The 13,273-nt window shown below is 70.1% G+C and carries 13 protein-coding genes and 1 tRNA gene; 8 read left to right on the top strand and 6 right to left on the bottom strand.

Going from position 1 to position 13,273, the window contains the following annotated elements; genetic code table 11:
* Positions 1 to 21: 21 nt before the first annotated feature.
* The gene (locus ACK8OX_RS00525) at positions 22 to 1,230 is read left to right on the top strand and encodes a hypothetical protein (RefSeq protein ID WP_430661951.1); all 1,209 of its coding nucleotides are present in this window, start codon (positions 22 to 24) and stop codon (positions 1,228 to 1,230) included.
* Between the two features lie 49 nt (positions 1,231 to 1,279).
* Here ACK8OX_RS00525 and ACK8OX_RS00520 read toward each other — a convergent pair whose 3' ends face one another.
* Both ACK8OX_RS00520 and ACK8OX_RS00515 read right to left on the bottom strand, forming a co-directional pair.
* Positions 1,280 to 1,951, bottom strand: coding sequence for an RlmE family RNA methyltransferase (locus ACK8OX_RS00520; RefSeq protein WP_430661950.1), 672 nt, complete (start codon positions 1,949 to 1,951; stop codon positions 1,280 to 1,282).
* A 20-nt stretch (positions 1,952 to 1,971) separates the two neighbouring features.
* Positions 1,972 to 3,078 carry a Ppx/GppA phosphatase family protein gene (locus tag ACK8OX_RS00515; protein WP_430661949.1) on the bottom strand — a complete coding sequence of 369 codons (1,107 nt, stop codon included), beginning with the start codon at positions 3,076 to 3,078 and terminating at the stop codon, positions 1,972 to 1,974.
* Between the two features lie 174 nt (positions 3,079 to 3,252).
* On the opposite strand from ACK8OX_RS00515, the gene ACK8OX_RS00510 reads away from it, so the two are divergent.
* Both ACK8OX_RS00510 and ACK8OX_RS00505 read left to right on the top strand, forming a co-directional pair.
* Positions 3,253 to 3,326, top strand: a tRNA-Gln gene (locus ACK8OX_RS00510).
* Between the two features lie 146 nt (positions 3,327 to 3,472).
* Positions 3,473 to 5,662: a hypothetical protein gene (locus ACK8OX_RS00505; RefSeq protein WP_430661948.1), complete on the top strand. Its 2,190-nt coding sequence runs from the start codon at positions 3,473 to 3,475 to the stop codon at positions 5,660 to 5,662.
* A 1,142-nt stretch (positions 5,663 to 6,804) separates the two neighbouring features.
* On the opposite strand, the gene ACK8OX_RS00500 is transcribed toward ACK8OX_RS00505, so the two are convergent.
* From ACK8OX_RS00500 to ACK8OX_RS00490, 3 genes are all read right to left on the bottom strand, one after another.
* Complete coding sequence (locus ACK8OX_RS00500; RefSeq protein ID WP_430661947.1) at positions 6,805 to 7,095, bottom strand: hypothetical protein; 291 nt, start codon at positions 7,093 to 7,095, stop codon at positions 6,805 to 6,807.
* 381 nt (positions 7,096 to 7,476) lie between these two features.
* Positions 7,477 to 8,097: a hypothetical protein gene (locus ACK8OX_RS00495; protein ID WP_430661946.1), complete on the bottom strand. Its 621-nt coding sequence runs from the start codon at positions 8,095 to 8,097 to the stop codon at positions 7,477 to 7,479.
* A gap of 132 nt (positions 8,098 to 8,229) precedes the next feature.
* Positions 8,230 to 9,069, bottom strand: a complete 840-nt coding sequence (locus ACK8OX_RS00490; RefSeq protein ID WP_430661945.1) for a hypothetical protein — start codon at positions 9,067 to 9,069, stop codon at positions 8,230 to 8,232.
* 194 nt (positions 9,070 to 9,263) lie between these two features.
* Here ACK8OX_RS00490 and ACK8OX_RS00485 point away from each other — a divergent pair, with 194 nt between their 5' ends.
* The gene (locus ACK8OX_RS00485; protein WP_430661944.1) at positions 9,264 to 10,103 is read left to right on the top strand and encodes a hypothetical protein; all 840 of its coding nucleotides are present in this window, start codon (positions 9,264 to 9,266) and stop codon (positions 10,101 to 10,103) included.
* Between the two features lie 50 nt (positions 10,104 to 10,153).
* Here ACK8OX_RS00485 and ACK8OX_RS00480 read toward each other — a convergent pair whose 3' ends face one another.
* Positions 10,154 to 10,546: a hypothetical protein gene (locus ACK8OX_RS00480; RefSeq protein WP_430661943.1), complete on the bottom strand. Its 393-nt coding sequence runs from the start codon at positions 10,544 to 10,546 to the stop codon at positions 10,154 to 10,156.
* A 73-nt stretch (positions 10,547 to 10,619) separates the two neighbouring features.
* Between ACK8OX_RS00480 and ACK8OX_RS00475 the strand changes: the two genes are divergently transcribed.
* From ACK8OX_RS00475 to ACK8OX_RS00460, 4 genes are all read left to right on the top strand, one after another.
* Positions 10,620 to 11,219 carry a hypothetical protein gene (locus tag ACK8OX_RS00475; RefSeq protein WP_430661942.1) on the top strand — a complete coding sequence of 200 codons (600 nt, stop codon included), beginning with the start codon at positions 10,620 to 10,622 and terminating at the stop codon, positions 11,217 to 11,219.
* A gap of 116 nt (positions 11,220 to 11,335) precedes the next feature.
* A complete protein-coding gene (locus ACK8OX_RS00470; RefSeq protein ID WP_430661941.1) occupies positions 11,336 to 11,578 on the top strand; it encodes a hypothetical protein in 243 nt (80 codons plus the stop codon).
* A 77-nt stretch (positions 11,579 to 11,655) separates the two neighbouring features.
* A complete protein-coding gene (locus tag ACK8OX_RS00465; protein ID WP_430661940.1) occupies positions 11,656 to 12,600 on the top strand; it encodes a DNA-primase RepB domain-containing protein in 945 nt (314 codons plus the stop codon).
* A gap of 17 nt (positions 12,601 to 12,617) precedes the next feature.
* The gene (locus tag ACK8OX_RS00460) at positions 12,618 to 13,223 is read left to right on the top strand and encodes a 3'-5' exonuclease (protein ID WP_430661939.1); all 606 of its coding nucleotides are present in this window, start codon (positions 12,618 to 12,620) and stop codon (positions 13,221 to 13,223) included.
* The last annotated feature ends 50 nt before the right edge of the window (positions 13,224 to 13,273 follow it).

Raw genomic sequence — 13,273 nt, 5'->3', positions numbered from 1 at the left:
GAACGGACAAGGACGTGCCCCATGGCTTTCCGCCTCGACCTGCGACGGCTTGGCGATCTTCCCGTGTTCGAGGACGGCATCCGGCAGGTCGTGCAGGAAGGCTGGAACCTCGACCTCGGCGCCCTCGGCGAGCTTCAGCGCACCCTGCGGGAGCCGGGCCTGTCGGACCTGAACCGCCTGCAGGACCTTGCCGCCCGCCTGCCAGCCGGCCTCGGCGCGCCCGACGCGACGGGCGAGGTGCCGACCGGCAGCGCCGCGGTGACGCGGGAGGAGGCGGCGGTGGCCGCCAGCCTCGCCGCCGCCCCGCGCATCGTCGAGGCGCTGGGCCCGGATGCGCTGTCCGTGCAGGTGCGCGGCCAGTCCTTCGACGTGGTCGAGCGGTACGAGGACGATGCCAGCGGCTTCTCCGCCCTGCGGCTGCGCCCGGCGGCCGGCGGCGCGGAGGTCTTCGCCATCGACGGGCTCGAGGTCGGGTCCCGCGCGGATGAGGTGGCGGCGGCGGGGCTGGGCCGCATCCAGGTCACCTCCGACGCCTTCCGCGGGATGATCGCGGATGCCACGGCCGTGGCGCTGGAGGAGGGGCGGGAGATCCACTTCACCGGCCCGAGCCTCGGCGGCGCGGTGGCGCAGGTCGCGGCCCATGAGGCGGCGGAGGCACTGGCGCTGTCGGGCCGCGCCTTCCCGACCGGCGTGGTGGGCCTGGTCACGGTCGATGCGCTCGGCGGCCGCGACGCGGCGGAGGCGATCAACGGCGGCGCGCTGGACCCGGCGGCGCTGCGCCTGATCGAGGCGCTGAACCTGCGCACGGAGGGCGATGTGGTCTCCCGCATCGGCAGCCATCTGGGCGCGACGCTGACGCTGCCGGCGCTGGACGCGGCCGGCAACCGCGTGACGCTGGATGCGGCCGATGCGCATGTGAACGTGGTGTCGCTGCTGCAGGTGCTGGACAGCGACGCGCTGTTCGCAGAGGGCGTGGCGGGCGCGCCGGCCGAGATCTCCGGCTTCGCGCGGGCGGCGAACGGCGCCGGCGCGGCGCTGGGGCAGGCCTGGCTGCTGGCCGGCGGCCGCGACGACGGCGCACCGGGCGAGTTGCAGATTCCGGGCACCGCCAGCTTCGACGCGACCGGCACCGTCTGGTCGCTCGACGCCGATGACGACGGCTCGGTGGACATCGCCGTGGCGCTGGCGCAGCCGGTCAGCCCGGCGACGGCCGACCTCGTCCTCGGCTGACGGCGCCCCCTCCGCCCCGGCAGGTAGGCGGCGCGGGGTCCTGCCGGGCTCAGCCCTTGAAGCCGGTCGCGACCACGTAGAGTTCCGCGCTGTCCTTGCGGCTGGCGGGGGGCTTGGCGTGGCGCACCTGGGCGAAGCGTTGCTTCAGCGTGTCAAGGAAGGCCTTTTCCGACCCGCCCTGGAACACCTTCGCCACGAAGCCCCCGCCGGGTGCCAGCACGCGCAGCGCGAAGTCGAGCGCGAGTTCCGCCAGCGCCATGATGCGGAGGTGGTCGGTCGCGTTGTGGCCGGTGGTGTTGGGCGCCATGTCGGACAGCACCAGATCGGCCTGGCCGTCCAGCAGCCGCTCGACGCTCCGTTCCGCCTCGGGGTCCTGGAAGTCGCCCTGGAGGATCATGGCGCCCGGCACCGGGTCCACCGGCAGCAGGTCGAGCCCCACCACGCGACCCCGCTCCCCCACCTTGGCGACCGCCACCTGCGTCCATCCGCCCGGCGCCGCGCCGAGATCCACCACCCGCCCGCCCGGCTTCAGCAGGCGGAACTTCTCGTCCATCTCCACCAGCTTGAAGGCGGCGCGCGACCGGTAGCCGCGCGCCCGGGCGGCGGCGACATAGGGATCGTTCAGCTGGCGTTCGAGCCAGCGCTGCGACTGCACGCTGCGGCCCTTGGCCGTCTTGAGGCGCGCGGACAGCTGCCGGTTGCCGCTCGGGGGCTTGGTCATGGTGCGAGGCTATACGCGCGTCAGGCGCCCGGGTGCCAGCCGCCTGCTCCACGCGGCGCGGGCCGGCGTGCGGCGCGGTCGGCGCGCATCAGGCGCATCAGGATGCCCTCCCGCAGGCCCCGGTCGGCGACCGTCAGCCGCGGCACCGGCCAGACGCGGCGGATCGCGGCATAGACCGCGCAGCCGGGCAGCACGAACTCCACCCGTTCCGGCCCGACGCAGGGATGCGCCGCCAGCCCCTCCCGCCCCAGCGCGAACAGGTCGCCCAGCGCCTGGTCCGCCACCCCGGCATCGAGCGTCCGCCCATCCACCAGCGGCCGCCGGTAGCGCGGCAGCGCCATGGCGACGCCGGCCAGCGTGGTGACCGTGCCGGAGGTGCCCATCAGCCGCACGCCGCCCGCCCGGATCTCCTGCGCGATGCGGTGCACCGCGTCGAACCCCGCCAGCCGGTCCGCGACCTCGTCGACCACCGCATGGAAGCCGGCTTCGGTGAAGCAGGACGGGCCGCCGCGCTCGGACAGGGTGACGACGCCGACGGGGACCGAGATGTAGCCGACCAGTTCCGGCGCCGGCCGCCCGGGCTGGATGCGGATCCAGGCGATCTCGGTGGAGCCGCCGCCGATGTCGAACAGCAGCGCGCGCCGGTCTCCCGGATCGAGCAGGGGGGCGCAGGATTCGACCGCAAGCTCCGCCTCCTCCCGCGCCGAGATGATGCGGAGGCGGATGCCGGTCTCTGCCTCGACCCGCGCGAGGAAGGCGGCGCCGTTGGCGGCCCTGCGGCAGGCCTCCGTGGCGACGGCCTGGATGGCGCGCGGCCGGCGGCGGGAGAGCTTGTCCGCGCAGGCGCGCAGCGCCGCCAGGGCGCGGTCCATCGCGGCCTCGGACAGGCGGCCCGTCGCGCCCAGCCCCTCGCCGAGGCGGACGATGCGGCTGAAGCTGTCGAGCACGCGGAACCCGCCGCCCGCGACAGGCGCACCGACGAGGAGCCGGCAGTTGTTGGTGCCGAGGTCGAGCGCGGCGAAGCAGCCCGGCGCTCCCCCGTCCCGGCGTGGCGGCGCAGGCTCATGGCAGGCGCCGCGAGTGTCCGGGGGGATGCCGTCGAGGGCGGGGAGGAGGTCGTCTGGCATGGCGATTGGCGGCACCCCTCCCCGCCCTGCGGCGGGAAGATGGCGCCGTCCACATGATTGGTCGCGGCCGCGCGCCGGGCAAGGCATTTCCTTCCAGCCCCGCAGTTGCGGCCCGAGCGCCCGCATGCTAGCACGCGCCTCCCGCCGGCAGGGATGCCGTCGGCCACCGGATGGTGGGGGATAGTTTAGCGGTAGAACTCCGGATTCTGACTCCGGCAGCCTTGGTTCGAATCCAGGTCCCCCAGCCACCGCCGGCCTAACCTACGGCAAGCCCTTCCTTTTCCTCCGAGGATTTCTGCGCACTTCGGGCCGCTGGCCGGGGTGTCGCACAGACGTGTCGCACAAAGGTGTCACACACGGGACTCCCAGACAGAGGCCCCCGCTGGGGGAACGGATGGGACAGGCGAGCCACCTCTACCGACGCAGCAACCTCTGGTATTGGCGCCGGCGCGTCACCCGCGGCCCCGCCCGCGGCCGCCCGATCGCCCTCTCCCTCGGCACCGAGGAGCGTGCCCGGGCGCGCCGCGCCGGCGCCGCCCTCGACGCCGTCTTCGAGGAACTGATGTCAGAGGCCGACGACCGCGACCTGCCGCCGGGCACCTACGAGGCCATAATGCTGGCCGCCCGGGACGCCATCCTCCTTCGCCTCGCCGGCGAGCACGCCGCCCGCGGACCCGACCTGGTCCTGCCTGCGGCGCCGCCCATTCGCGACGAGGCCGAGGTGCCACCGAAGACCCAGGCGAAGCTCGCCGCCTTCCTCGCGAAGCTGGAGGCCCGAGAGGCGGACGCAGAAGACGAGGAGATGAGCGGGGCGAAGGTTCCGAAGGCGCTGGCCGACGAGCTACTATCGCTTCTGCCGAAGCCGAGCCCCCCGCCGAAGGGTCACAGGCAGGAGCCGACGCTCCCGTCCCGCACCACCGCTGCGCGCGCCCGCGCGCACCGCTCCAGGGCCTTCGCGGAGATTCTCCGCGCCGACCGCGCCGCAAACGACTTCACCGCCGCGAGAGAACTCGCCAGCACCGTCCTTGGTCGCCTCGGCCTGAGCCTCTCAGGGCGTGCCGCGCACCAGGCCGGATCGGCCGTCATGGAGGGCATGATGAAGGCCTACCTCCATGATGTCGACGTCAACCTCGGCCATGCCTCACCGACCGGGGTGCAGCCGCCGATTGGATGGACGGCGGACGCCACACCCATGCCGGCTCCGGCGAAGGGACAAGTCGAGGCACTGCCCGACCAGCCAGTAGCGCTACAAGTCACCAGCCCGGTCGCAGTCTCAGGACCACCGCCGGCGTGGGATGGCTCAATCTCCCCAGACATGCCCCTGTCCGAAGCCTTCAAACTCTTTGCGACATCGAAGAGCATCGGAGACGCGTGGAAGGACGACACGAGCGACGATGCCCAGCTCTCCCTCCGGATTTTTGTCGAACTCTTCGGTGACCTGCCCCTTCGGCAGATTACGAAAAAGACCGCGCTCGACTTCCAGGCCGCTCTGCACGAGATCTGCAGCGACTGGGGCCAGAACCGCCTTTACTCAGACCCGACCGCCGACAACCCAAACCGTCGCGTCCATGCGCGCCGCGCCATCGAGATCTCCCGCGAGCGCCGGAAAACCGAACCGAACCGGAGCACCCTCAGCCAGAAGACCATCGGGCGGTACACTGGCTTCCTGAACAGCGCCTTCAACTGGGTCATCGAAGATGCTGAATGCCGCACGCTTTCAAATCCGTTCAGAGGTCTGCAGAAAAAGCCGAAGGGTAGCGGCAGAAAAAGCGCCGCTAAAGACGCACGTGACGCGTTCCAGATCGCCGAGATGCAGCGGATCTTCACGTCGCCGCTCTGGTCATCAAAATCCCCGTTCACCGACGAGACTCGTACGGCGCTTAGGCGAGATGGACAGCCTCTTCTGTACTTCGGCATGCTGCTTGCCGCCTATTGCGGCATTCGCCAGCAGGAGCTCAGTCAGCTTCGAGTCGGTGACATCACCCTAAGGGGCGAACTCGCTGAAATCGCCGTCCAGCCCCTTGAAGAGGCAGACTACGCCGCTGAACTCGGGATAACCCGACACACCGAGGCCGAACAAAAAAACAGCCAAAAGTCAGTCGCCGCTGACCGCGCCGTCCCAGTCCATCCAGTCCTCCGGCGATGCGGCTTCTTCGAATACCTCACGCTCCGCGGTGGTCGCCGTAGCGACTTCCTCTTCACTGACATCGGAAAGGATGCAAAAGCGGGAGCGCGGAAACTCGCGAGGTTCTTCCTTCTGCTACGCAGGGAGCTCGACCTGGGCCGACCGAAGACAACCTTCCACTCGCTCCGCCATACGGTGCGGACCATGCTCGACTCCATAACAGGAGATGAACTGCGCGTGGACGCCATCATCGGCCACGAGAGCACGAAGGGGGGCGAGAATACCGGCGCAGTCTACCGAAAGGGCCGCTGGCTAAGGCCTCTACACGATGACCTCGCGAAGCTCAGCTACGGCATCCGGGCGCTGGGCGAGGACGATTTACTGGTGCGGCAGATGCAAGAGGACGGCTTTGTACTAAGTCGGATGCCGCTGATCGAGGAAACGACGACCTCAACATAATGCAGCATTGGAGGAAGACGCTAGACCTGCGCGACGCTTCATGGTCATGAGCGTCGCTTCCGTCACTGCATGACGCCGGAGAGCATTCTCGAGACCAGCCACGATAACGCGAGCGTCACTGCCACCTCGAGCTCCAAGCCCGGACATCGCCGAGCAGATCGCGCCACGAGCGGCCGCCACGCCGATTGTCAGCCGAAGTTGCGCCTCGAGCGCGAGTCGATAGCGGTTCAGGTAGCATGATCCGGATGGTGCAGGAGGCCGGGGCGCGCCCACGTCGCAGCGGTCCCCCAGCCAGCCATCCGGAGCCGTCAGGGTGCCTACCTCACGGATCCTCCGCCGAACCCGTTTCTGGTCGATTGGTGTCGAGGGTGGCGCGATCCCGTTCGCCCAGGCCCATGCATCGTAGCTCAGGAGGTCCGGATACCCCCTCCTGGCCAGTTCCTCCGCAGACCAAGTCGCAGACTTGTACAGGTAGTCAATCAATTGGATCCAGTCATCGCCGCGACGTCCCGGCGTCGAAGGCGTCTTCGTCACGATCGACGTCGCGTCGAGGTCCCGCCCCCGTGTAAGCATTCCCCGTGAGGGCAGAACGGGCGCCCCTCCCGAACGCTGCCGGAAAATGCTCTCGCGCAGCATCTCGAATGCGCGGTTCACATGCCGGGGCGGCACAACCGCCAGGATGTGAAAATGCGGTAGGCCCCGTTGCTTCCAAGGCTCTGCGCGCCACAGGATCAACGCGTAGGGGATCCTCGCCCGCGCCAACCTCGCAGTCCAGCGGTCGTGGATCTTCTTCTTCCAGCCGAACATCGCGTTGACTGGCAGGGACTCGTGCTCAACAAGGCGCCGAGGAACCGAGAGCGTCGCAACCATCCCGACGAGACCCGCCCGGAGCGCATCCGCGACAACCTGCGTACATCGGCGTGCGCGTCCGAGGGCAGCACGCCGACGAGACGCTGCAATCGCCACCTCGTCCCCGCGAAAACCTTTCGCTACCCTGGCCCGGGAAATCCCCGCGACGTACTCAGCGCGCATCTCCCGCGAAACCCACGCCGTCACCCGCCCCGCCCGTCTAAGCGCCTCCTCGCGCCAGACACGCTCGGTGCGCCGAGCTTTCCGTGAGATCGGCCTACGCGCCACTGTGATTACCTGGACAGCGCGCCCTGACGCGGACCGGAGGAGGCGTTAGCGGCTCCCGCCGCGCGCGACCGCTCGACATATCGCCGGAGCGCGGCCGAGCAGGTCACCCGTCTCACCACCGGCGTCGGGCGTCCCATGCGGCGCTCGTGGGCGAGGAACGCCTCGAGCCTCGCCTGATCGTCCGGCATGTTGAGGAACATGAGGATGTGGTCCCGGTGCCGGGCCGGCATATGGATGCCGACGCCACCTTCGAGCCCAACGCCAACGACCTGCTCCGCTGCGATCTGATCCGTCATCCTTCTGGCTCCGTCCTGCGTCCACGGACAGATGCTCAGGCGCACCATTCCCGTCAACCCTTTGTTTTTGCTGGAAACGCCTCGTTAACGCTTTCGGTCGTCATCGCAGACGCTGCTAGCTTGCCACCGCGTACCGAGCTCGTGCTCACGCACCCCGTTCCGTTCGACGGTCGGAGTAGAAGGGAGCGCCGAAGCCGGCGACAATTCGCCAAGCATTCCGGACCGCCTATGGCGCAGGATCATCGACGCCCGCTTCGCACCAACTGAGCCGGGAGGATCGACGATAAATGGCGAGAAGACGTCGAAACGGCATGCCGTCGCCAGACTGACGCGTGACATGCAGATGCTGCAGGGTCCCGTTTGAAAGGAATAAGGCCCCGCCTACATCTCCTTCGTCGCTGCGGTGACGACCGCATCAACATCGCCGGCTCGCAAAGCGTCCACCGGCTCCCGTCCGCCCAACGCTGCAGAGGGCAGCACCAACCACTGCAGGACGTGCCAGCCCCCCGCGCCGGTCTTCGCGGCGGCAGACACTACGCGATCTATCCCGGGCAGGATCCCGAGCGGCAACACGTCCGCCCTGAACTGGATTCGTGGCAGGACAGCGCGGCCGCGGAGCGTGACGACGAGCACCTGGCCCTGCCTTATCATCGCGACCACGGCATCGATCGTCGTTCCGAACAGCCTCGCGGCTTCTGCCACGCCGACGGCACCGCCGGTATCGTAGAGCAGCTCATCGTCCTCGGGCGCGCAGCCGAGCTCAAGGCGTGCCCGCGCGAGCATAGGACCAACGTCACCTCCATCCGCAACGGCCTTCTCGATGTCTCTGCAGAGGCGGCTCAGGTATTCGGCCGTCGGCGCATCTCCTCGTGTGTTCGCGTCGATGCTCACGGCAAGGAGCGCGGCGACGAAATCCCTGGGCGCAACCGGCCCACTGAGCAGTGGGCCGCGCACACTTGGCCAGGTCTCACTGTTCTCATCGTCCCCGTCGCCGGTCGTCATCCTGCCATTTCGCCCCTCACCGCGGTCGCAGGCTGCCGTCCTGATCACGCCCCCAACCGCCCGCCCCGCGGGGCGGGCGGTGTAGAATGCGAAGGACTGGCCAACCCAGGCCACACCAGCCCTTCGCCCTCCTTACACGACGCCGGTCGCGCGCCGGCGCCGAACCTCCTGCCCTTCGATCTCTGCGAAGGGGTCACCGGACATGACGAATCGCGCGACCTCGGCATCCAGCTCCGCGCGCGACAGCGCGCCGGCGCCGCGGACCGCGCACTCCCACATCCACAGGACGCGGTAGCCGAGGCCCAGGAGGTCCGCCCTGTTCGCGGCGTCCCTCCTGCGGTTCCGGCCAAGCTTGCCCTGCCAGTCGAACGACGACTGCGGGATGCGGGCCAGGCCGCAGCCCTCATGGTGGTGCCAAAAACATCCCATCGCGAAACACGCGATGCGGGCATCTGACATCACGGCGTCCGGCGTCCCGGGCAGGCCGGCAACCTGCACCAGCGGCTCGCTCCCGGTCACACGCAAGATAGACCTGATCATCTCCCGCTCCGGCCGGGTGCCAGACACGGGAACACAGGCCATGAACCCCATGGCGAAAACTCCAGTCATGTTGTCGGGAAAGGCGGTCTTGGGCTTTGCCCATGGGCAGACCGGAGAATTGCACTTAAGGTGCATATCGCCATGGCGAACGTCAAGTCCAAACCGCAATGGATCTGCGCTGCGCAGCTCCGCGCCGCCCGTGCCCTTCTGGGCTGGACGCAGACCTGCCTGGCCGAGGCGTCGGGCGTCTCCCTCCGCCGCATAAAGACCCTCGAAGCTCCAGACAACGGCGCCGACCTCGCGCCGCTCGCCTGCCGGCCAGCGACCGAGGCGCAGCTCCGTGACGCCCTCGAGCGCGCCGGCATCACCTTTGCCCACAACAGCGGCGCCGTCGCCGTTGCGCGCCAGAGCTAGGAAGACGACAGCGAGCACTCGCTGAAGCCCCGGCGCGCGCAACCGACGCGCGGCGGCGCCGGCATCCTGGCGCCTGCCCTGGCCAGCCGCTGATCGTCTTCGGGAACTCGGAAGAGGGAGGAATGGAGGGCCGCTGCACATCGGCGCGGTGGTTGGCGGGTCGGGGCGACCGCCACCCCACCGCGCCCGATGCGCAGCGGAAGAATGGGGACGTGGTCGAGACCCACGCCAGCATCCGGATACGGACTATGCCAACCCCATGTACGCTTTCGCTCAACCTTCCCATCGACACCGACACCGCCATCGCCCGATGGGCCGCCGCCCTGCCGGCGCCTTCGTATCTCGTCACCGCGACGAACATCGCGGGTGTCGAGGTCTGGCGGCGCTGGTGGCCGGCGGATCTCCTCCGCGTCGCCGCAGGATGGCTCCGCGCCACGGCCGAGGAAGGGGCCGCGATCGGCGCCCGCCCCTGGTTAACCACCCACGTCCTCGTCCGCGGCCTGCGACCCGCCGGATACGCCAGGCTGGCCGAGCACCACCGCATCGCCGCAGCCATCGAGCCTGCCACTGGCCTCATCGAGGCCTGGATCACCATCGCGGAGGCCCCGGTGGACGTCCTCGTCGCGGCGCGCACCGCGGCCGTGCTCGCGGCGCGCTACGGCGGCGACCTGCTGCGCGCCAACGCCGGCGCCACCGGACATCTCCCTGGCCTGCCGAACGTTGTGGCCGCGCCCTCGACGGACAGCGCCCCCACCACGCGCCTGCTCATCGCCGGCGGGCCGGTCGTGGACGCCACCGCCGCTGCCATCATGCAGGAGCAGGCCAGAATGCTCGGCAGGCCCGCCATATGGCAGGGCCGAACGAGCATGGCCCGGCCGGAGCGGTCCCGCCCGGCGATGAGGACGCGTCGGACGCAGCCGACTGGCCACCGGGTCCCGAGCCCGATCTGCGCTTGGCCGCCGGCGTTCCTCCGGCGAGGACACGACGCCTCTACGGGACAGCGGGCGGGCCGCAGCTCCGTTGCTATCGGCGGTCGCGAAACGCACCTGTGACGCCGAATCGTCACCGCCAGCGTAGGCGTCGCGTCCGTCGCGCGCCGCTCTCAGGACCACGCCAGCCCTACGTGTCCCAGGCGTGCCGGATGGCGCTCCGCCGCGTCCAACGGAAACGCGTCGAGGCAGAGGTCCTGGGGAACGCGCCTCCGGGTCGCGACGGCATTGACGCCCTCGTCCGTGAGGGACGCGTCACGGGTCTTCTCGGTCGTCGGCGCATGGTCGCTATCGCCTTCGACCTCGACGCCATCGATCTCGACCACTCGCTCTGGCGCACCGGGGCCCGCAGCATCGACGAGCTGATCACGGCCGCGCTCCTGGCCGTCATCCTCACCGGACAGCCACACCGGCACCGTCCGCGCCGCAGGTAGCGGGCGCGCCGCCAGGCACAGGCTTCCGTCCCACCAGCACTCTGCCGGCGGGCATATCAGCGCCGGCTGCATTCCACACGAACACCATGCGCTCGCGGGAAAGCCAGCCCCCCGCGCAGCAGGCTCGCACAAGGACATCAGCACCATGAGCTACATCGACACCAACGGCGCGCAGCCCGCCGCCGCGCACATCACCGAGCGCCCGATCCGCGGCCTCGAGGACATCCCGGTCTACGCGTCCGATCTCACCCTTCTCCGCGGCATCGTCACCGCGGCCCACCCCGGCATTGCCTCCATTCACCGCGACGCCGACGGCTGGCGCACCGGCGAGGAGACCACCCGCGGAGAGAAAAAGAACTTCTTCACCCGGGGCGGCCGGCGCGGCCTCGTCTGGTCGCCGATCACCGCAGCAACCAGGCGCCTCGTCATCGCTCCTGGCCCCCTCCCGATGGTCTGCATCGCCGCGCTCGAGAGGGAGACTGCCGTCGCCGCCGTCACCGCCTATGCCACCCCCGGCGGCGTCTGGACGGAGGCGGCCGCCGAGGCGGCCGAGCGCCGGATCGCCGAGATCAGAATCCCACTCGTGATCGTCGCCTGCACTGGCCTTCTCGCCAAGCGGATCATGGCCGACCTCCCGGAGCGCGTCGCGAACCTCAACACCGACGTTGTGCACGTAGAGCCACCCCCGGATGGCTGGGTCGCGGAGCTCCGCCGGCGCCGGGCCGGCCACCCCGTCCGCATCTGAAAAGCGCCGCCACACGGGGGCATCGCCGATCAAAGACACCGCCATGAGCAGAAGGTCCGATCCGGCATCCGCGGCCGGACGCTTCCACGCGCTCCAACACCATTAGGCCGAGCGTCATGCCCGAAGCCTCTCGGCCGAACCTCATCCTCGCCCAGCTCCACAACGCGGCGCCGATCACCCATGACGACCTGCGCCGCCGCGCCGAAGCGGGCGTAGCCCTCCTTACCGGGGCAACGCTTCCCCTGCGGTGCGGTGCCGAAGGACAGAGCCTCGTACTCACCGGCTTCTACCTCGAGGCAGGGGCAAAGCGCAGGACAGACCCGGTCACCACGGAGACGCGCGGCGGGACGAACGGGTAGCCGAAACCTCACCTGGGAGGCACCGGCTCCAGGTGCCCCCGTATCCAGCAAACGACACCAAGAGCGGCATTTTCACCATGCACATCTTCGTCCCGGGCGGACGTACCCACGACGCCATTTCCCAGCAGACCCTCCGCCGCTGGCTCGAGGCGCTTCCTGCACCATCGTACCTCGTCGTCCTCCGCCAGGAGGAGAGCGGCCGCGTCCTCCGTCGCGTCTGGTCGCCCGACGTCATCGTGCAGGCCACCGCCTGGATGCGACACATGAACGCGGCCGGCTGGTCGATCCTGGGCCGGCCCTGGTGCGGCGGTCGGCATGTCCTCGTCGACGACCTCGCCACCGTCACCCTCGCGCGCCTCGCGGACGCCTACGCCCCATCAGCCGTCGTCGAGAGCAGCCCCGGCTCATTCCAGGCCTGGGTGACGGTCTCGCAGCAGCCAGTCGGCGCCGAACTCGCAGGCGCTGTCGCGCGGCTCCTCGCACGCAGGTTCGGCGGCGACATCGGCGCCACGGCCTGGAGCCAGCCCGGGCGCGTCCCCGCCTACACGTCGAGAAAGCCGGGGCGCCGAATGGCCGACGGGCGCTACCCCTACGTACGCCTGGTCTCCGCGGATGGCCCGACGGTCACGCCCGGCGCTGACGCGCTGCTCGCTGAGGCACGGGGCGGTGAGGGCGGAGCGCCGCCCGTCGCTGCTCCGCCACCCCCTCCGCCTTCGACGCCGCCCACGTCGGGTGGACCACGCCTCATTCCTCGGTTGCCGGCCGAAGAAGTGGCCGAGGCGACGAGGCGGCTCCGGGAGATGCTTCCAGTCGGAACGCCGGTCGACCGCTCGCGCCGCGACTACTCCATCGCGTATCGCCTTGCCCGGCATGGCGCCTCGCCAGCGCACATCGCCGATGTCCTGGCCGCGAGCGACAAGGTCGAAAGGCGCCCGGCAGGGGCCGTGGACGCGTACATCGATCGCACCGTCAGGGCCGCGATGGATGCCGTGGCGCGACGGCAGCACGGAGGCCGGAGCTGATGAGGAGCGCCGCGGACATGCGCCTCGCCTTCCTCGACCTCGAGGCCTCGGGCAACGTCGAGGACTCCTATCCAGTGGAGGTTGGAGTGGCGATCCCGACCTGGACGGGCGCCGGTTGGACGGTCACCGTCACCTCCTGGCTCATCCGCCCCATGGAAGCCTGGAGCGTGCGGGCGGATCTATGGTCGCCCGTCGCCGAGGCGATGCACGGCCTCGCGCCCGAGTATCTCCGCGCCGCTGGAACCCCGGCAGCCGACGTCGCAGCCGAACTGGACAGCATGCTCGCCGGGCACATGGTTATCAGCGACACGGGGCGGCACGGCTGGGACGCGGCCTGGCTTTCCGTGCTCGGGGTGGCAGTCGGAGACCCGCAATGGCCGCGGCGCTGGCGCCTCGCGCGCGAGACCGCGGGCGAGCTCATCACCGGCCTTGCCCAGCGGAGCAGGATCAGCAGCGAGGTGCTGTCCTCGGTGCTGGCCCGCGCGCCGCGGCACACCCATGCGGCCGGCGAGGATGCCCTCCGAGAAGCGTGGCTCTGGTGCTCGGTCCATGCCCTGGGCACGCCGCCGACGATCTCACCCGAAAGCCGGTACCGGCGGAGATGCAGCAACGTGAGCCCATGAGCCTGGGACCGAGGCGCCGCGGCGCCGAGAGATGACAGGCGCCGACAGCC

Source organism: Falsiroseomonas sp. CW058, from assembly GCF_050563535.1.
GTDB lineage: Bacteria > Pseudomonadota > Alphaproteobacteria > Acetobacterales > Acetobacteraceae > Falsiroseomonas.
The sequence above is the reverse complement of the archived record's forward strand: the minus strand, read 5'-3'. Positions and strand labels throughout refer to the sequence as shown.